At 54.3% G+C, this 17,744-nt stretch carries 16 protein-coding genes; 11 read left to right on the forward strand and 5 right to left on the reverse strand.

The window, feature by feature from the left end; genetic code table 11:
* The first annotated feature begins 8 nt into the window (after positions 1-8).
* The 5 genes from Q9292_RS08925 (at position 9) to Q9292_RS08945 (ending at position 7,393) form a co-directional block, all read left to right on the forward strand.
* The gene (locus Q9292_RS08925) at positions 9-893 is read left to right on the forward strand and encodes an efflux RND transporter periplasmic adaptor subunit (protein ID WP_313987056.1); all 885 of its coding nucleotides are present in this window, start codon (positions 9-11) and stop codon (positions 891-893) included.
* 72 nt (positions 894-965) lie between these two features.
* Positions 966-2,060, forward strand: coding sequence for a calcium:proton antiporter (locus Q9292_RS08930; RefSeq protein WP_313987059.1), 1,095 nt, complete (start codon positions 966-968; stop codon positions 2,058-2,060).
* A 51-nt stretch (positions 2,061-2,111) separates the two neighbouring features.
* Positions 2,112-3,053, forward strand: coding sequence for a DedA family protein/thiosulfate sulfurtransferase GlpE (locus Q9292_RS08935; RefSeq protein WP_313987062.1), 942 nt, complete (start codon positions 2,112-2,114; stop codon positions 3,051-3,053).
* A complete protein-coding gene (locus Q9292_RS08940; RefSeq protein ID WP_313987065.1) occupies positions 3,046-6,240 on the forward strand; it encodes an efflux RND transporter permease subunit in 3,195 nt (1,064 codons plus the stop codon). Before Q9292_RS08935 ends, Q9292_RS08940 begins: the two co-directional genes overlap by 8 nt.
* The gene (locus Q9292_RS08945; RefSeq protein WP_313987067.1) at positions 6,233-7,393 is read left to right on the forward strand and encodes an efflux RND transporter periplasmic adaptor subunit; all 1,161 of its coding nucleotides are present in this window, start codon (positions 6,233-6,235) and stop codon (positions 7,391-7,393) included. The genes Q9292_RS08940 and Q9292_RS08945 overlap by 8 nt, the downstream gene beginning before the upstream one ends.
* 45 nt (positions 7,394-7,438) lie before the next feature.
* Here the strand turns inward: Q9292_RS08945 and Q9292_RS08950 are convergent, their stop codons facing one another.
* The 3 genes from Q9292_RS08950 to Q9292_RS08960 all read right to left on the reverse strand — a co-directional run bounded on the left by Q9292_RS08950 (position 7,439) and on the right by Q9292_RS08960 (position 10,413).
* The gene (locus tag Q9292_RS08950) at positions 7,439-7,810 is read right to left on the reverse strand and encodes a YidH family protein (protein WP_194749358.1); all 372 of its coding nucleotides are present in this window, start codon (positions 7,808-7,810) and stop codon (positions 7,439-7,441) included.
* A gap of 43 nt (positions 7,811-7,853) precedes the next feature.
* Positions 7,854-10,088, reverse strand: coding sequence for a bifunctional (p)ppGpp synthetase/guanosine-3',5'-bis(diphosphate) 3'-pyrophosphohydrolase (locus tag Q9292_RS08955; protein ID WP_313987070.1), 2,235 nt, complete (start codon positions 10,086-10,088; stop codon positions 7,854-7,856).
* Between the two features lie 115 nt (positions 10,089-10,203).
* Entirely contained in the window at positions 10,204-10,413 is a 210-nt protein-coding gene (locus Q9292_RS08960; RefSeq protein ID WP_409934489.1) for a DUF1328 domain-containing protein, read from the reverse strand.
* A 217-nt stretch (positions 10,414-10,630) separates the two neighbouring features.
* On the opposite strand from Q9292_RS08960, the gene Q9292_RS08965 reads away from it, so the two are divergent.
* Positions 10,631-11,137, forward strand: a complete 507-nt coding sequence (locus tag Q9292_RS08965; protein WP_313987072.1) for a hypothetical protein — start codon at positions 10,631-10,633, stop codon at positions 11,135-11,137.
* Between the two features lie 122 nt (positions 11,138-11,259).
* On the opposite strand, the gene Q9292_RS08970 is transcribed toward Q9292_RS08965, so the two are convergent.
* Both Q9292_RS08970 and Q9292_RS08975 read right to left on the reverse strand, forming a co-directional pair.
* Positions 11,260-12,705: a sensor histidine kinase gene (locus Q9292_RS08970; protein WP_313987074.1), complete on the reverse strand. Its 1,446-nt coding sequence runs from the start codon at positions 12,703-12,705 to the stop codon at positions 11,260-11,262.
* On the reverse strand, positions 12,702-13,373 hold the full coding sequence (locus Q9292_RS08975) for a response regulator transcription factor (protein WP_194749362.1): 672 nt from the start codon (positions 13,371-13,373) through the stop codon (positions 12,702-12,704). The genes Q9292_RS08970 and Q9292_RS08975 overlap by 4 nt, the downstream gene beginning before the upstream one ends.
* Positions 13,374-13,581: 208 nt before the next feature.
* On the opposite strand from Q9292_RS08975, the gene Q9292_RS08980 reads away from it, so the two are divergent.
* Genes Q9292_RS08980 through Q9292_RS09000 form a run of 5 tightly spaced genes read left to right on the forward strand, consistent with a single transcriptional unit; the run spans position 13,582 to position 17,729 of the window.
* Positions 13,582-14,256 (forward strand): MtnX-like HAD-IB family phosphatase, encoded by a 675-nt coding sequence (locus Q9292_RS08980; RefSeq protein ID WP_194749363.1) that lies wholly within the window; start codon positions 13,582-13,584, stop codon positions 14,254-14,256.
* Between the two features lie 15 nt (positions 14,257-14,271).
* Positions 14,272-15,645, forward strand: coding sequence for an aspartate aminotransferase family protein (locus tag Q9292_RS08985; protein WP_194749364.1), 1,374 nt, complete (start codon positions 14,272-14,274; stop codon positions 15,643-15,645).
* Between the two features lie 10 nt (positions 15,646-15,655).
* Positions 15,656-16,528, forward strand: coding sequence for an arginase family protein (locus Q9292_RS08990; protein ID WP_313987306.1), 873 nt, complete (start codon positions 15,656-15,658; stop codon positions 16,526-16,528).
* A complete protein-coding gene (locus Q9292_RS08995) occupies positions 16,525-16,893 on the forward strand; it encodes an EamA family transporter (protein ID WP_313987080.1) in 369 nt (122 codons plus the stop codon). Before Q9292_RS08990 ends, Q9292_RS08995 begins: the two co-directional genes overlap by 4 nt.
* The gene (locus Q9292_RS09000; RefSeq protein ID WP_275356715.1) at positions 16,890-17,729 is read left to right on the forward strand and encodes an alpha/beta hydrolase; all 840 of its coding nucleotides are present in this window, start codon (positions 16,890-16,892) and stop codon (positions 17,727-17,729) included. The genes Q9292_RS08995 and Q9292_RS09000 overlap by 4 nt, the downstream gene beginning before the upstream one ends.
* The last annotated feature ends 15 nt before the right edge of the window (positions 17,730-17,744 follow it).

Below are 17,744 nucleotides of genomic sequence, written 5' to 3' on the forward strand. Positions count from 1 at the left end.
GGAGACACATGCAAACGCAACGTATCTGGATGAAGGTCACCACAGGTGTACTGCGCGCAGGGATCACGCTAGGCATTGCCGTGGCAGCTGGCTGGTTGGCTTACACGTTGTGGGTGCGCTATACCGACTACCCATGGACACGGGATGGCCGTGTGCGTGCCGATGTGGTGAATATTGCCCCGGATGTGGCAGGGCTGGTGACGGCGGTGCCAGTGCACGATAACCAGTATGTGCATCAAGGCGACGTGCTGTTTCGCATAGACCCCCTGCATTATGCACATGCCCTGGCCGAAGCCAAGGCCGTGGCCCAGCAGCGCAAATCGCTATGGGAGATGAAGCAGCAACAAGCCTTACGCCGGGCCCATCTGGATGATGAAGTCATTTCTCGCGAGAACCGTGAAGATACCGATTTGGGGGCGCTGGCGGCGAAAGCCGATTTTGAGGCGGCCGTCGCACAGGTTGAAAAAATAAAGCTCGACCTGGAACGTACCGTGGTGCGCTCCCCCGTGGATGGCTGGGTGTCGAACTTGCTGGTTCGGCCCGGCGATTTTGCCCAGGTCGGGGCGGCCAAGCTGGCAGTCATCGACCAGCACTCGTTCTGGGTCTATGGATATTTTGAGGAACACAAACTGAGCATGATCAAGCCGGGTGACGCAGCCGACGTGCAGTTGCTGGGCAGCCACACCACGCTCAAGGGGCACGTGGAAAGCATTGCCCACGGCATTACCGACCGCGACAACCCTACCGACGTGCGCCTGCTGGCCAATGTCAACCCGACCTTTAACTGGGTGCGGCTGGCACAACGCATCCCGGTGCGTATCCGGCTGGACCAGATTCCGGCAGGCCTGACGCTGGTCGCAGGCATGACGTGTTCGGTGGTCATCAACCCCTAGTGCATTGCGCAACATGCAACAGAAGGGCGCGGCTCTGTTAAGATGAGAACTCATTGATGACAATCTAAGCGCATGCTTAAAGAAAAACCGCCTCAGGGACTGTGGTCCCTGCTCATTTCCATCCTCGCTTATCTGGCGCTGGCGCAAGCCGATAAAGTCATCACGCTCGGGCAGCCTGAGTCGCTCATCATTGCGGTCCTGTTTGTCTTGCTGATTATAAACCTGGCTTTTCAGTTATCGTTTCAGGTGGAATATGTCGCCGAACGGCTCAAAGAGCCTTATGGCACCATGATCCTTACCATCAGCGCTGTCATCATCGAAGTGGTGATTATTGTCATGATGCTCAGCCATACCTCCTCGACCACCTTGGCCAGAGATGCGATTTACTCCGCGGTGATGCTGGATATCAACGGCATTCTCGGCTTGTGTGCCATTGTCGGCGGAATCAAGTACGGCGAGGTCGAGTACAACGTCAACTCGGGCAATACCTATATCGTCATGATCATGACCGCGCTGGGCATCTCGATGGCCTTGCCCGCTTTTTTGCCGCCTGAGCACTGGCGCGTGTATTCCATGTTCACCATCGTGACCATGAGTGTGTTTTATGCCCTGTTTCTCAAGATGCAAACCGGGCGGCACCGCAATTACTTCAGCTACCGTGATCAGCACCAGGCCCTGCTGGAACAGGGCCAGCCTGTGCCGGTGATCAGTACCAATGTCAAATTTTCTATTCTTTACATCCTGGCTGGCATCGTTACCATCGGCTTTCTGTCTGAAGAAATGAGCCTGCATATGGATGCGGGCCTGACTGGCAGCGGCGTACCCCCGATTGTGGCGGCGATTGTGGTTGCGATTATTGCGGCCAGCCCGGAAGTGCTCACCGCCTTAAAGGCCGCCGTTAATGACCGCATGCAAACCGTGGTCAATATTGCGCTCGGGGCCACCTTGTCTACCGTGATTTTGACGGTGCCGGTGATTGAAGCGATTGCGCTGATTGAAGACAGGCAGCTCATTGTCGGCTTGTCGCCCACGCAGATGGTGATGACGTTTTTGACTTTGATTGTGGCCACCATTAATCTGCATGATGGTGAAACCAATGCGATTGAAGGCATGACGCATTTTGTCTTGTTTATGGCGTTTGCCATGCTGGCATCCCTAGGCATGTGATGATGAGCATGTGATGGTCTGTGTGTGATTTCCCGTTAAAAAAGAACTGTTATGAATGTCGTGCTTGAGCTGATTCAGCAATATGGCTTGCTGATAGTGTTTGCCAGTGTATTTCTGGAGCAGATGGGCTTGCCTTTACCGGCCTATCCTACCTTGCTGCTGGCCGGGGTCTTGATCGGTAATGGCCAGTATTCCTGGGCGGCCATGTTGCTGGTGGCGCTGGTGGCAGCCTTGCTGGCAGACTCCATCTGGTACCGCGCCGGGCGCAAATATGGCAAGCGCGTCATGGGCAAGTTATGCAAAATCTCCTTGTCGCCAGACACCTGTGTGCGACAAACCGAGGCGCTCTACCTTAAATTCGGCCCGCCCGCGTTGCTGGTCTGCAAGTTTATTCCGGGCTTTGCCTCTATTTCGAGTGCGCTGGCCGGATCATCCGGCACGCCTTATTGGCTGTTTGCGCTCATGGATGGCTTGGGTGCGCTGCTATGGTCAGGCTCCGCATTGTGGTTGGGCAATCTGTTCAGTTCTGCCATTGACGAGCTGATGCTGACGCTGGTCGAAATGGGTAAATGGGGCACCGGGCTGGTTTTACTGCTGTTAACCGCGTTTATCGCGGTCAAATGGTGGGACCGGCAACGCTTTCTCAAAAGCCTGCGCATGGCTCGGATCAGTGTCGAAGAATTGCATACACTGATCGCCAGTGATGCGGCGCCAGTGATTCTGGATACGCGTGCCCCGCACTTGATAGAAGACGGCTGGATTCCGGGGGCACAGTTTGTCACGCTGGAAGACGTGGACCAATTGACGCTGGATATTGATGAAGATGCGCCCGTCATTTTGTACTGCTCCTGCCCGAATGAGGTCACCGCAGCCAAAGTGGCAAAAAAACTGATTCGTCTCGGCTATCGCAATATCCGGCCGTTAAGCGGCGGCATTGATGCCTGGCGGGATGCCGGTTTTGCCATCACCGCAGCAAAGGACGCGCATGTTTAATGTGGTAGGGATTGCCCTCAAACGGCCCTACACCTTTGTGGTGATGGCGCTGCTGATTCTGATTTTTGGTACTTTGTCTGCCCTGCGCAGCCCGGTGGATATTTTTCCGGATATCCGTATCCCGGTGGTAGCGGTGGCCTGGCAATACAATGGCTTGCCGCCAGATGACATGGCGGGCCGCATCAGTACGCTATATCAGCGCAGCCTGACCACCACCGTCAACGATATCGAGCATATCGAGGCCAATTCATATAATGGGTTTGCCATCGTCAAAATCTTTTTCCATATGGGCGTCAATATCGCCACCGCCAATGCGCAGGTGGCGGCGATTTCGCAAACAGTGACGCGGCAGATGCCCGCCGGCACCACGCCGCCGTTGATTCTTAACTATAACGCCTCCACGGTGCCCATCTTGCAGATTGCCTTGTCTGGTAAAGGGCTGACCGAGCAGAACCTGGCTGACCTGGGCCTGAATGCCGTGCGTATCCGGTTGGTCACGGTGCCCGGTGCGGGCGTGCCATTTCCCTATGGCGGCAAAAGCCGGCAGATCCAGATTGACCTGAATCCGGCCGCGTTGCAGGCCCGTGGCTTGTCGGCACAGGATATTGCCAATGCGCTGGCTGCGCACAATATGATCGTACCGGTGGGGACACAAAAAATTGGCAGCATTGAATACACGCTGAACCTGAATAATGCCGTCACTCAAATTGACGAGCTGTCCAATATCCCGGTCAAGGTGGTCAATGGCGCCACCGTGTACATGCGTGATATCGGTCAGGTACGTGATGGCAACCCGCCACAAACCAATATCGTGCATGTGGATGGCAACCGTTCGGTGCTGATGACCATACTCAAAAACGGTGCCATCTCGACGCTGGATATTGTCGATGGTATCAAGGCCAAACTGGAAGAAATCAAGCCGGCCCTACCTGAGACGCTGGTGGCAACCCCGATCAACGATCAGTCGCTGTTTGTGCGCGCGGCGATTGAAGGCGTGGTGTTTGAAGGCGTGCTGGCGGCGGTGCTCACTAGCCTCATGATCCTGCTTTTTTTGGGCAGCTGGCGCTCGTCACTGATCATTGCCACCTCCATCCCCTTGTCTATTCTGGGGGCGGTGATGGGGCTGTCGGCCATAGGCGAGACGCTCAATATCATGACCCTGGGCGGCCTCGCCCTGGCAGTAGGTTTGCTGGTCGATGAGGCCACCGTGACCATTGAAAATATTAACTGGCACCTGGAGCAAGGCAAGCCGGTCGAGCAGTCCATTCTCGATGGTGCCGCACAGATTGTGACGCCTGCATTTGTGTCGCTGCTGTGTATTTGTATCGTGTTTGTGCCCATGTTTTTTCTTGAGGGCGTGTCGCGCTTTTTATTCGTGCCCATGGCCGAAGCCGTCATGTTTGCCATGGTCAGCTCGTTTATTTTGTCACGGACCCTGGTCCCGACCATGGCCAATTACTTGCTCAAACCACATGTCGCAGGTGAACACCGCCCAGCCAGCCGCAATCCGCTGGTCAGGTTCCAGCAACACTTTGAAACCCGCTTTGAGCAGCTCCGGCATGGCTATCATGGCTTGCTGAGCCTGGCGATTGCCCACCGCCGACTGTTTATGATCGGCTTTATGTTGCTGGTCATGCTGTCATTTTTATTATTGCCCGGGCTGGGGCGTAACTTTTTTCCGGCGGTGGATAGCGGCCAAATCCTCATGCATGCCCGCGTACCGGTCGGCACCCGTATTGAAGACACCGCCAACCGTTTTGCCCGGATACAGGCAGCCATCAAACAGGTGATCCCGCCGGAGGAAATCCTCACCATTGTTGATAATATCGGCATGCCGATCAGCAGTATTAACATGGCCTATAACAATACCGGCCTGACCGGCGCGCATGATGGTGATATCCAGATTGCGCTTAAACCCGAGCACGCGCCGACGGCGGATTACATCCGTACCCTACGCGAAGTGCTGCCCAGGCAGTTTCCGGATACGACCTTTTCATTCCCGCCAGCGGATATTGTCAGTCAGATACTTAATTTTGGCTCACCAGCCCCGATTGACATCCAGATTCGCGGCGGCAAGCTGGCCGAAGATTTTGTCTATGCCAACCAGTTGCTGGCACGCATCCGCGCAGTGCCGGGTGTGGTCGATGCGCGTATCCAGCAGTCGCGTCGGCGTCCCGGTTTTGACATTACCGTCGATAAAACCCGTGCGCAGGAGCTGGGCATCAGTACGCGCGACGTCACCAATAGCCTGGTGGTGAACCTGGCGGGCAGTTCGCAAGTCTCCCCGACTTATTGGTTGAACCCTGCCAATGGCGTGACTTACCCGATTGTGCTGCAAACCCCGCAATACCAGCTCGATAGCCTCAACACGCTGGCCAACCTGCCGATAGGTGGCGCGGATGCGCCGCTGCAGACATTGGGTGGGTTGGCAACATTTAAACGCAGTGTCGGCAATGCCGTCATCAGCCAATATGATATCCAGCCCATGGTGCAGATTCATGCCAGCACGCAAGACCGCGACCTGGGGGCGGTGGCCGCCGATATCCGCAAGATTCTGGAGGACACGCAAGCGCAAGTGCCTAAAGCCGCCAGCGTGGTGATGCTGGGCCAGGTGCAGACCATGCAAAGCGCATTTACCGGTCTGTTCTTTGGGTTGCTGGGCGCCATTGTGCTGATTTACCTGCTGATTGTGGTCAACCTGCAATCCTGGAGTGACCCGTTTGTGATTATTTCAGCTTTACCAGCGGCGCTGGCCGGTATCGTCTGGATGTTGTTTGTGACCTTCACGCCTTTGTCGGTGCCCGCCCTGACCGGCGCCATCATGTGTATGGGGGTGGCGACGGCCAATAGTGTGCTGGTGATCAGTTTTGCCCGCGAACGGCTGGCCGTCTTGCAAGATGCGACTGCTGCGGCGCTGGAGGCGGGCTTCGTCCGCTTTAGGCCGGTACTCATGACCGCGCTGGCCATGGTCATCGGCATGACCCCCATGGCTTTGGGCCTGGGCGAGGGCGGCGAGCAGAATGCGCCGTTGGGCCGGGCTGTGATCGGTGGCTTGCTGTTTGCCACCGTCGCCACCCTGCTGTTTGTGCCCGTTGTCTTTAGTGCGATTCATCAAAAACGACAGGCTTCCCCTGAGGCAAGTGTTTCAGGGCCAGTCAGTGATTCAGGAGACCCTATCCATGAGTAATCCACCCACGGCCAGCCGGGGCCTCAAGCTGGCGGGCCTGATCTTGGCCCTGATCGCCAGTGGCATTGTGATTGCGGGCATCAGCAGCCGTCACAGCCATGACGCCAGCGTCAAGGCCTGGACCGACCAGCAGGCGATTCCGACGGTCAGTATCCACCCGCCTGCACAGTCTGACCAAGGGGGCAGCCTGATCTTGCCAGGGCGATTTGAGGCCTACGCACGAGCACCGATTTATGCGCGCGTCAGTGGCTATCTCAAATCCTGGAAAGCCGATATTGGCACGCGGGTGAAAAGCGGGCAATTGCTGGCCGAGATCGAGACGCCGGATCTGGATCAGGAATTGTTGCAAGCCAAAGCCGATCTCGCCAGTGCGCAAGCCAATGTGGCACTGGCAGAAACCACGGCCAAGCGCTGGCAGGAAATGCTAAAAACGCAGTCGATTGCCCGTCAGGCGGTGGATGAAAAAGTGGGAGACTTGCAAAGCAAGCAGGCGATCGTGAAGGCGGCCGAAGCCAATGTCAACCGCTTGCTTGCCCTCAAAAGTTTTGCCCGTATCGTGGCGCCGTTTGACGGCTCAGTGACAGCGCGCAATACCGACACTGGCGCGCTGATTAATGCGGGCAGTAGCAGTGCGACGGTGTTGCCGCTCTTTGAAGTGTCCAACACACGCAAGTTGCGCCTCTATATCAATGTGCCACAAAATTATGTCGGTCAGATCCGAACCGGTGACAAAGCCAGGTTTACCGTACCGGAAGCTGCGGGTGAAGCGTTCGAGGCCACGATACAGTCGACTTCAGGTGCGATCAATGCGTCCTCTGGTACAACGCTGGTACAGTTACTGGTGGATAATGCGGCGGGCCGTTTTTTGCCTGGGGGCTTTGCCAATGTCAATCTGCTATTCAATGATGCCGTCGCGCGCCTGAGCATTCCTGCCAGTGCACTGATTTTTGACCAGAATGGCCTCAAGGTGGCTACCGTTGGTAAAGATCGCAAGGTGACTTTAAAAACGATTACCATTGCGCGTGACCTGGGTAAGCAACTGGAAGTGCAGTCCGGCCTGACGAGCACGGATATGGTGGTAGAAAACCCGCCAGATGGTCTCAACGATGGGGATCAGGTCAATATTGCCATGAGGGCCGCAGCAGAAAAATGATGATGGCGTAAATCTGCCAATCCAGTTTATCTGAGCCTGGAAAGGCTAGCGAGTAAACACTAACCAGCCGCTTAATGCCGCAGCAGAGACCGCCAGGAACAAGTTGACTGCCGGTGGCAGCCAGTAAACGTGACCACGTGGTTTTTCCTGTGTGCTGAGCGATTGGTAAAACAGCAGAAATTGGATGGCAGACAAGATTGCCGTACAGGCCCCCAGCAGAATAAATCCAACCCCGAGATAGAGCGATAACATGCTTTGGGAGGGCGACACTGGCTGCCCCTGTGCCATGAGCTGCATAAACAAGCCAAAACGCTCAATCACAAAGCCCAGCCCCATCAGGGCAATGGCTGAACGTTGCCAGGCCAGCAATGTCCGTTCTGCCGCAAAATAAACCCGTGGGTCATCGAGGTAAGACATGTGCTGGATTCTCCTGTTTCATGATGTCATCATTCAACGTGGCTTAGGTCTGTCGCTGGGCCATGATCACGCCTGGCACTTGCTTGAGCCTTGCCAGCAAGTGCTCTAGCTGGTCGAGGTCAACCAGTTCCACCGTAAAGTGCATGAGCGCCACATGGTTGCGGCTGAGCGTGTTCGCTTTTGTGGTATTGATTTTTTCACGCGCAAACAGCTCGCTGATGTCACGCAACAATCCCTGACGGTCATTCGCTTCCAGCACAATATCCACTTCGTATACGCCAGATTGTTTATTGCCCCATTGCGCATTGAGCAGACGGTTGTGGCGTGTCTGGTCGAGCCGCGTAATAAACGAGCACGCCTGGCGGTGGATGGTCACACTGTGGTTGCGCGTCAGATACGCGACTATCGGTTCTGGCGACACCGGCTTGCAGCATTTGGCCATGGTGGTTTGTACATTGCCTATGCCTTCAATCATAATGCCCGCATGGTTCACCTGAGAGGCGCTGGGGCGCTTGATGATGGCTGGCGCATTGCCTTGCGCAACCGGTGTCAATTCCCCCTGAATGGTGATGGCAATCTGGTGTTCGCTGATATCGCCGCGGCCAATCGCTGCCAGGCAATCTTCCAGTTTCTGGAACTGCAGTTTTTGTGCGACTTTTTCAAGCGGCAGGCTGCTGGCTCCGGCCCGGTGTAACTCTTTGTCCAATTTAGCCCGGCCCTGGGCGACGTTTTCTTCAAAATGCTGGTATTTAAACCAGTGGCGAACCTTGGCGCGCGCACTGGCACTTTGCAAAAAGCCGAGCGCAGGGTTCAGCCAGTCTCGGCTGGGGGCGCCATGTTTGGCGGTCAGGATTTCCACCCGCTGACCGTTTTCCAGTTTGGTATGCAAGGGGACGATCTGGCCGTCGATTTTCGCGCCGCGGGTGCGATGACCCAGGTCTGTGTGTAAAGCGTAAGCAAAGTCTATCGGGGTGGCGCCTTTGGGCAAGTCCATGACTTTGCCTTGTGGTGTCAACACGTATACTTTGTCCTGCAATAACGCATTGTTGAATTGCTCCAGCAAATCACCGTGTTCAGCGACTTCATCCTTCCAGGACAGGATCTGGCGCAACCAGGCAATTTTTTCGTCGAATTTCGCGTCGGATTTTCCACCTTCCTTATAGCGCCAATGTGCGGCAACGCCCAACTCGGAATACTGGTGCATTTCAAATGTGCGGATCTGCACCTCTACTGCAAGGCCACGAGGGCCGCTGACAGCCGTGTGCAGGGAACGGTAGTTGTTGCTTTTGGGGCGGGCAATATAGTCATCAAACTCACCGGGAATCGGTTGCCACAAGTGATGCACCAGGCCAAGTGCGGTATAGCAGTCTTTCACATCTTGCACCATGATGCGTACCGCACGCACATCATAGAGCTGGTTAAATTGCAGATGCTTGCTACGCATTTTTTTCACGATGCTGTAGATGTGTTTTGGCCGCCCGCTCACTTCCCCCTGGATGCCCGCTTGGGTCAGTTCATGCTGCAGCTGCTGCACGACCTCTGCAATATACTGTTCACGATCCACGCGCCGTTCGTCCAGCATTTTCGCCACTTCTTTATACAGCTGCGGTTCGAGATAGCGTAAGGATAAGTCTTCGAGTTCCCATTTGAGTTGCCACACGCCCAGGCGGTTGGCCAGCGGGGCAAAGATACTCTGGTTCTCGCGGGCAATCTGCACTTGTTGTTCAGGGCTGGCGCCAGACAAATGCCGTAATAATTGGGTACGCTCTGCCAGCTTGATCAACACGACCCGGATATCCTGCACCATGGCCAATAGCATTTTGCGCAGCGCTTCCAATTGTTGCGCGCGGTCATTCTGTTTGTGGTCCGCTTTGGCGTCCGCATGGTGCAAGCCATCCATTTCACTCAAGGCATGGATCTGTGACATGCGCGAAATACCCTCTATCAGACTGACAACGCACGGATTGAAGCGGGCAGATAAGTGGACGGACCAGTCATCAAGAAAGTCTGGCGCGGCATATAGAATGCAGGCAGTCAGGCTGTCTGCATCCATGTTGATATCCGAGAGGGTAGAGGCCGTTTCTAAGGCATGTTGCAATAGGGGATAACGGTTGATGGCATGGTGTTGCGCATACAGAGACGCTGCCAGCTCAGCCGCCTGCCGTATTTGTGTCAATTCATCAGCCGTAAACCGTTGCGCTAAGGAATCCATCCACAAACTGAGTGCCTGTGGATCAAGTACAGTGGGCGTGTGAGTAGAGCGGTGACCAGAAACCATACCCTATTATCGCCGCTATCCCCAGGCAGCGTAAAGATAAAACGCGTCCTGACGCATGGATCAGGACGCGTACCCGCAGCGGAAGGTGGTGTCCGCTGCCAGGGTTGAATGGATATTAAGCGATCATACTAATGCCAAGCACCGCTGCCAGCGCAATGCCGATGGCCAGCAGCAGGAAAATAAAGAAAAATACCTTGGAGATGGTGGCCGCGCCCGACTCAACGCCTCTAAACCCCAAGAGCCCGGCGATAAATGAAATGACCAGAAACAAGAGTGCGTAATAAAGCATGTTCGACCTTTCCCAATTGGTTAAATACATGCTCATGATAAAAAAAAGCCTGGTATGCGCACTATCAGCCTCTGTCGTGACTGCCAGTCAGAAAAGACTGACGCAGCGCGCAGTCGGATCATGCGTGATTGACAAGTATAAAAGTGCTTGGCGAGCGTCAAAATGCGCGTATATTATTTCAAATCAAGGATAGGCAAGTCCGCCAGTGTGAATGGCGGAGTGCAAATGAGTTAACCTGCAGGAGGGCGCAGTCATGGGCGGGATCAAACAGTGTCGAGCAGCCTGGCTGGTCACAGGAAGTTGCCTGTTAAGTCTTTGGTGGCCAGTTTCTTTTGCGCTGGCTTCCAGCGATAGTGCCAAAGTGATCAGTGCCATGACAGTGGCTGAGGATAAGCACGGTAGCAAATCCACAAGCAAGCCTGCCGTCATTGCGCTGGTGAATCTGGATGAAGTGTCGCCTGACTGCCAGCAGCAAGTCACCATGGCCAGAATCAAAACCGTGGCCTATAGTGAAAGTGGCATGACGCCTGAGAAAATCAAGTTTGACTGGCAAGGCAATGCGCTGGATGTGGCCACCAATGTCGGTGAAAACCCGGTATTGACGCTAGAAGAGATTCAGGCCGCCCACCAGTTTATCCGCGTCGGCAAGCAGTACCTGATTCATTTTCAGCTGTGTTCTGATGGTCAGCAACGCAGCCTGATTAATTTATATGCCACGCTGAATCCGCCGAGTCGGCCAGCACGTAAAATCAAATCGTAAGATCGTTCTCCCTATCAAGATGGAGCATGATGCCAGGGTGGGTTGGATGGCCAGCAACCGCTCGCTTTCAGCCCATACTGTTCCCAGCATAGTGCATCAGACCTAGCGAAGTGCATCACACCTTAGCTCAGCTTGGTCGGGCCGCCAGCGTCTGGCCGTTGAAACCGCACCGTCATCAGCGTGCCTATGCCCTGTTCGCCAGCGCTGACGGTGATGCTGGCACTATGCAGCGCCACAATTTCCTTGACGATGGATAGGCCCAAGCCGCTGCCTTCCTGTGAGTGGTTGAGCACGCGGTGAAAGCGTTCAAACACCATGGCATGCTCTTCTTCCGGGATGCCGATACCGTTGTCTTCCACCTGGATTTCCGTCCATTTTTCCTGGGCAATCACAGACAGCGTCACCTTGCCCCCTTCCGGCGTATAGCGCACCGCATTGTCCAGCAGGTTGACCAGCAGAATCTTCAGGCGTTGCTTGTCGGCATGGATGGTGAAGTCTGGCAAAGGTCCGGCACCACTGGATTCCAGTCCCAGATCTATATTTTTTTTCAGTGCAAAATGAATCACTTCCACGCAGGCATCTTGGGCCAGGGCCAGCAGATTGACAGGTTTGAGCGCAATCACGTTGGCGGCTTCAGGCTGGTTATTTGACAGCCGCAACAACTGGTTGACGATATGTGTGAGCTTGCTCACGCTTTCGCTAATCATGCCCAGCTGGTGTTGAGACTGGTCCTTGGCCTGCTCATGGCGCAATGCCAGCTCCAGTTGCGCCTGTATGCCCGCCAATGGGGTACGCAATTGATGGGCGGCATCGGCAATAAACTGGTTCTGCGCCAGGATGGCGTTATTGAGCCTGCCCATGAGCAGGTTGATCGAGTTGATCAACACCATGGCCTCTTCGGGCACGTTGTTGAGCATGACCGGGTCCAGTTGCGTGCTGGAGCGTTTGGCGATCTCTTCGTTGAGCTCGTGCAGTGGCCGTAGACCCTTGGTCACCCCGGCTAACAGCATGACACTGCAGACCAGCAGCAGGAGCAACTGTGGCAGGACGATGGCAAATAGAATCCGGCTGCGCAAGTCATTACGTTTGTGCACGGTTTCGGCAATCAACACAGAGTACATGAGCGGCTGGTTCTGACGATCGACGATCGTGCTTTTCTGATTAAGCAATCGCACGACCTCGCCATGCGCTCTGGCATAGCGTAAATGACGATGATTCAAGCTGTCCTTGTGGTTAAAGGGCAGTGTCGGGTCGCCACTTAAATAATGGCCTTGCGCGTCGTAAATCGCAAAATAGGTTTTATCATCCTTGTCAGAAAACAGCACTGTTTGTGATTCCGTGCTCATTCTGAAATTTTCCGGGGTCTTGCCGGATTCGCTGATCATGGCGATCACGTCATTGGCAATATCCTCCAGCATCTCATCAAACGATTGCTCAATAAAGTGGCTTCCTACCTTGTACAAAATGGTGGTGTCCAGCGGCACCAGGATAAACATGGGGATGGTCACCCACAAGAATAACTGTTTGCGCAGGGTGCGGCCCTGGCTCAATTTAAACAGTCGATTCATGGGTTTTTTTGTTCCATGATATAGCCCAGACCGCGTACGTTGGAAATGCAGACCTCGCCGTCGCCCAGTTTTTTGCGCAAGCGGTGCACATAGACCTCAATCGCATTCTGGCCGATATCCTGTTCCCAGTTGCACAGGCTTTCAATCAGCGCCTCTTTGGTTACCAGCTTGCCGCATTTATTGGCCAGGGTTTCCAGTAAGGAAAACTCGCGTGGCGACACACTGAGTTTCTCGCCCTTGAGGTGAACGCTATGCTCCTTGGTGTCCAGTTCCAGCGGACCTATCGTAATCTTGGAGGAGTAGTGCGCATTCACGCGCCGGATCTGGGCGCGGATTCTGGCAGCCAGTTCGGGCAGTCTGAATGGTTTGATCAGGTAATCATCCGCGCCCATGTCAAAGGCGTTGACGATATCATCCGGGTTGTCATTCGCGGTCAGCACGATGATAGGGACGGATTGTTTGCTGTTGCGCAAGCGCTGAATGACTTCAAAGCCGGTTAAAAACGGCAATCCCAAATCCAGTAACACCAGATCATAGGTTTGTGCTTGTGCCGCCAGTACACCGTCCTTGCCATTTCTGAACCAGTCAACCGCATAGGTTGCATTGACTAGTGATTGCACGACGGCATCACCGAGTACCACATCATCCTCAACCAACAAAATACGCATTCATCTGAGTCCTGCTTCAAGATGACTGCTAGCTTGCCTCATGCCTACTTACAGCTTGCTTACATCAATTTGGCCACTGAATGACTGTAAGTGTTTCGTAAGAATTTGACTGCATGATGACGCCGTAACCAAGATTGACTGGTAGGCGCAACAGGAGAGGCCTGCGGTTCGGACCAGATTGCTGTTGTCGAAAAATAAGGAGAGGGTGATGTTATTTATTGTGGATTTTGATGGCACCATTTCAAAGTCGGACACGATTGATGCCTTGCTGGAGAAGTTTGCCGATGACCGTTGGCAGCAGTATGAGCAGTCGTGGCTGGCGGGCGAGATCGATGCCGTCACCTGCATGAGCAACCAGTTGGCGCTGGTTGAAGCCGATCACATTGCCCTCGAAAGTTTTTTCCGCACCATAGAGCTAGACCGTAGCTTTTGCCAGTTTCATAGCTTTGCCCGCCAATTTGCGCGTGTGGTGATTGCCAGTGATGGCCTGGATCATGCGATCAAGGTTTCCATGCAACACTCCGCCTTTCCTGAGCTGCCGGTGTTTGCCAATCGCCTGAATTTTGAACCCAAAGGCATCCGCATGACTTTCCCTAACCGTCAGCCTGATTGTGCGGGCGGCAACGGCAATTGCAAATGTGCGATTGCCACGGCCCAGCGCGCCTATCCTGGCGAAAAAGTGGTGTTGATCGGCGATGGCAAGTCAGACGCCTGTCTGGCCAAACGCGCTGATGTGGTATTTGCCAAAGGCTCACTGGTCAAGCATTGCGAAAAAAACCAGATTCCTTTTATTCCGTTTTCAACCTTTGACGATGTGGTGGCCGTCTTGCAAGACTGGCCCGAATGTCAGATTTCAACCACCCTTACCCACCAAACAGCCTAGTGAGGCGATTTCATTATGGACCAAAAAATTATAGAAATTCTTGATAAGAACAATCAGTACTGTTCACATGGTGACACGGTGAACTATGCCGATCCCCCGAAAGTGTTTGAGGGCTGTGATGGCAGCTTTTTGTATGACGAAAAAGGGGTGAAATACCTCGATTGGCAAATGTGGTATTCCGCTGTCAATTTCGGCTACAAAAACGAGCGCATTGCCAATGTACTGAAGAAGCAGATTGATACCTTGCCTCAACTGGCCAGCCAATACCTGCACAAGGAAAAAGTCGAGCTGGCAGAAATCATCTGCCGCTACATGGAAGAAAAATATGGGGTCAAAGGTCGCGTCCACTTCAACGTCGGCGGGGCACAAGCGGTTGAAGACTCCTTGAAAGTGGTGCGTAACCATACCGGTAAAACGCATCAGTTTGCGTTTATGGGCGGTTACCACGGCCGTACGCTGGGCGCCTCTGCGATTACTTCCAGCTACCGTTATCGCCGCCGGTTTGGCAACTTTGCTGACCGCGCGCACTTTGTGCCGTATCCATACTGCTTCCGTTGCCCGTATGACATGAAAGTGGAAACTTGCGATACCTATTGCCACAAAGAGTTTGAAAAACTGTTTGAAACCGAATACCAGTCTTTCTGGGATGAAAAATCCAAACAGTGTGAATTTGGCGCGTTTTATATTGAGCCTATGCAGGGGACCGGCGGCTACATTATTCCACCTGAGGGATATATGCAAAAGCTGCAAGCTTCACTAAAAAAACGCAATGTGTTGCTGGTGGCCGACGAAATTCAGATGGGCGTTTACCGGACGGGTAAATTGTGGTCCTGGGAAAACTTTGGCATCGTGCCGGATATTTTTGTGTTTGGTAAGGCGATCACCAACGGCTTGAATCCGCTGTCAGGCATCTGGGCGCGCGAAGAATTGATCTCGCCTGAAAAATTCCCACCAGGCTCAACCCACTCCACCTTTGCCTCGAACCCGCTCGGCACCGCCGTGGCGCTCGAAGTGTTGAAAATGACGCAAGAGTCAGATTTTGAACCGCATGTACGTCAACGGGGTGCGCATTTCCTCAAGCGTCTGCATGAACTGAAGTCGCGCTGGAAATGCGTGGGCGATGTCAGCGGTCTGGGCCTGGCGCTCAGAATCGAGTTGTGCGAGAGCGACGGTTTCACCGCGAGTCGTGCCCTGGCTGACCGCATGTTTAACGAAGGCCTGAAAGGCGATTTGCTGATCGGTGACAAGCAGTATGGCTTGGTGCTGGATATCGGTGGCTACGAGAAAAACGTGATCACGCTGGCGCCTTCGCTGATGATTACCGAGGAAGAAATTGACTTGGGTATCCAGCTGTTTGAAATGCTGCTCAAGCGTTGCGGCGCAGAGTAACTTGCTTGAGATGGAAGTGGTGGCCTACGATTTTGATGGCAGCATTCAGGCGCAGCTGGCCATGCTGAACGCGCAAGGGGTGCAGCCGGTGCTGCATGCCATGCGCCAGCATGAAACGGCGACGCGCCTGTGGGCTTCCGCCAAGGCGTTTGCCGCCATGGCCAGCCAGTTGCGGCCGCGCACAAGCCTGCCGCAATTTTCGCTGATTGGTTCCGGCGACTACCACCATATCTCACTGGCCTTAATTGCGCGTTTTGAAACGCCGTTGACGGTGGTGCTGTTTGACAATCATCCTGACTGGATGCAGCCGCCGCATCAGTATCACTGTGGTACCTGGGTCTATCAACTGGCCCGTTTGCCACAGGTCAAGCGCGTGATCATCGTCGGCCTCGAAAGTGGCGATATTGATTACGATCAGTTTAAAAAAGGCGATGTAGAAAGTTTTCTGCAGCAAAAAATCATTTTGTTGCCTTATCGCAAGGTGCAGGTGAATGCGCCGCAGCCCCTGTTTTTGCACAGCAAGCTGGCGCAAGATCTGACGACGGGGATTCAAGAGGTGCTGTCGTACATAGACACTGAGCAGGTCTATATCAGCATTGATAAAGACTGCCTGCAAGCGGCAGACGCCAAGACCAACTGGGAGCAGGGGAGTCTGCCCCTAGCCACCGTTACCACCGTGATTCAGGCGCTCAGCCAGCATAAACAGGTGATAGGTGCGGATACGGTGGGCGACTTTTCGCCGGTGCGGTTCCGTTCACCACTCAAATGGATCGCCTCTTATTTAGATCGCAAAGTGCATCCGCGTGAGTCTGTGCAGGCTGCCGCCCGGGTTAATGCTGCCGCCAACCTGCGCTTGTTGCATGCCCTGAAGGGGGGCGCATGATGATACATACCGGCGCATTATTTGTCGCAGCCGTCCTGCTGGATACGCTGGGCACCACCTTGTTTAAGCTGGGTGCCATGCAACCGGAAACCACGGTAAAAACTTCGCCGATGGCGCTGTTGCGGTCTTGCCTAAGCCGCTGGCATGTGCCGGCCGGCTTGCTGGTCTACGTGGTGGAATACGTGATCTGGATTACCTATTTGTCCGCTTCTTCGCTGAGCCAGGCTTTTCCGATGTATAGCATCACCATTGTTTTGATCATGCTGGTGTCACGACTGGCGTTAAATGAACAGATTGGCATGAAGCGCTGGCTGGGGGCCTTGCTCATTGTGGCCGGCGTTGGGTTGTTAGGGAGCAACACATGAACACATTGCAACAACTGATAGGCGAAAACGGCTTCTGGCTGCAACAGTCAGAACACGCCGTATTACTGGTCCACGGTTTGACCGGCACGCCTGCAGAAATGAAACATTACGGCAAGCAAATCGCCCGCAAAGGCCTGTCTGTCGTGTGCCCGGTGCTGGCCGGGCATTGTGCCTCGGTGCAGGAGCTGAGTCGCACCCGCTGGCAAGCGTGGTTTACCTCGATTGAAGCCGTCTTTCTCGAGATGCGCAAACATTATAAAAGCGTGTTTGTTTCAGGCCTTTCTATGGGCGCCCTGATTGCCTTGCTGGTGGCTGCCAAACACGGCAAAGAAGTGGCTGGCGTGGTGCTGTTGTCGGCGACCTTTGTCTATGACGGCTGGAATATCCCCCTGTTCAAGCAACGCTTTTTGTTGCCCCTGGTGCTGTATTCGCCCTTGCGCTATGTCATGCAGTGGGAAGAAACCGCGCCTTATGGCATCAAGTGCGAGCGTACACGCGCCATGGTGGCAGCCGTGCTTGAAAACAAAGATGCCCGTACCTCGGAAAAAATCGGCTATTTCAAGACCCCGGCGACCGTCATCTACCAGAGTGTCAAATTGATCCGCGCAGCGCGCAAGCAGCTGCCACAAGTCACTTGCCCGGTCTTGATTGTGCATTCGACCGAGGATGACATGGCCAGCCTTAAAAATGCCTATCTGGTAGAAAAAGAAATTGCCAGCAAGCATGTGGAAACCTTTTATATCGGCGATACCTACCACGTGGTGACACTGGACAAGCGCAAGGATGATATCGCCAGACGCAGTGCAGAGTTTTGTTTGTCCGTGATTAACGCCTGATCACTAGAAGTGAGA

This window comes from Methylophilus sp. VKM B-3414 (assembly GCF_032248435.1).
In the GTDB taxonomy this organism is placed as follows: domain Bacteria; phylum Pseudomonadota; class Gammaproteobacteria; order Burkholderiales; family Methylophilaceae; genus Methylophilus; species Methylophilus glucosoxydans.

What these genes read in the sequence shown, in the direction of transcription:
- Q9292_RS08925 (WP_313987056.1), top strand. Translation starts at nt 9, where the DNA reads ATGCAAACGCAACGTATCTGGATGAAGGTCACCACAGGTGTACTGCGC.
- Q9292_RS08930 (WP_313987059.1), top strand. Translation starts at nt 966, where the DNA reads ATGCTTAAAGAAAAACCGCCTCAGGGACTGTGGTCCCTGCTCATTTCC.
- Q9292_RS08935 (WP_313987062.1), top strand. Translation starts at nt 2,112, where the DNA reads ATGAATGTCGTGCTTGAGCTGATTCAGCAATATGGCTTGCTGATAGTG.
- Q9292_RS08940 (WP_313987065.1), top strand. Translation starts at nt 3,046, where the DNA reads ATGTTTAATGTGGTAGGGATTGCCCTCAAACGGCCCTACACCTTTGTG.
- Q9292_RS08945 (WP_313987067.1), top strand. Translation starts at nt 6,233, where the DNA reads ATGAGTAATCCACCCACGGCCAGCCGGGGCCTCAAGCTGGCGGGCCTG.
- Q9292_RS08950 (WP_194749358.1), bottom strand. Translation starts at nt 7,810, where the DNA reads ATGTCTTACCTCGATGACCCACGGGTTTATTTTGCGGCAGAACGGACA.
- Q9292_RS08955 (WP_313987070.1), bottom strand. Translation starts at nt 10,088, where the DNA reads ATGGTTTCTGGTCACCGCTCTACTCACACGCCCACTGTACTTGATCCA.
- Q9292_RS08960 (WP_409934489.1), bottom strand. Translation starts at nt 10,413, where the DNA reads ATGAGCATGTATTTAACCAATTGGGAAAGGTCGAACATGCTTTATTAC.
- Q9292_RS08965 (WP_313987072.1), top strand. Translation starts at nt 10,631, where the DNA reads ATGGGCGGGATCAAACAGTGTCGAGCAGCCTGGCTGGTCACAGGAAGT.
- Q9292_RS08970 (WP_313987074.1), bottom strand. Translation starts at nt 12,705, where the DNA reads ATGAATCGACTGTTTAAATTGAGCCAGGGCCGCACCCTGCGCAAACAG.
- Q9292_RS08975 (WP_194749362.1), bottom strand. Translation starts at nt 13,373, where the DNA reads ATGCGTATTTTGTTGGTTGAGGATGATGTGGTACTCGGTGATGCCGTC.
- Q9292_RS08980 (WP_194749363.1), top strand. Translation starts at nt 13,582, where the DNA reads ATGTTATTTATTGTGGATTTTGATGGCACCATTTCAAAGTCGGACACG.
- Q9292_RS08985 (WP_194749364.1), top strand. Translation starts at nt 14,272, where the DNA reads ATGGACCAAAAAATTATAGAAATTCTTGATAAGAACAATCAGTACTGT.
- Q9292_RS08990 (WP_313987306.1), top strand. Translation starts at nt 15,656, where the DNA reads ATGGAAGTGGTGGCCTACGATTTTGATGGCAGCATTCAGGCGCAGCTG.
- Q9292_RS08995 (WP_313987080.1), top strand. Translation starts at nt 16,525, where the DNA reads ATGATGATACATACCGGCGCATTATTTGTCGCAGCCGTCCTGCTGGAT.
- Q9292_RS09000 (WP_275356715.1), top strand. Translation starts at nt 16,890, where the DNA reads ATGAACACATTGCAACAACTGATAGGCGAAAACGGCTTCTGGCTGCAA.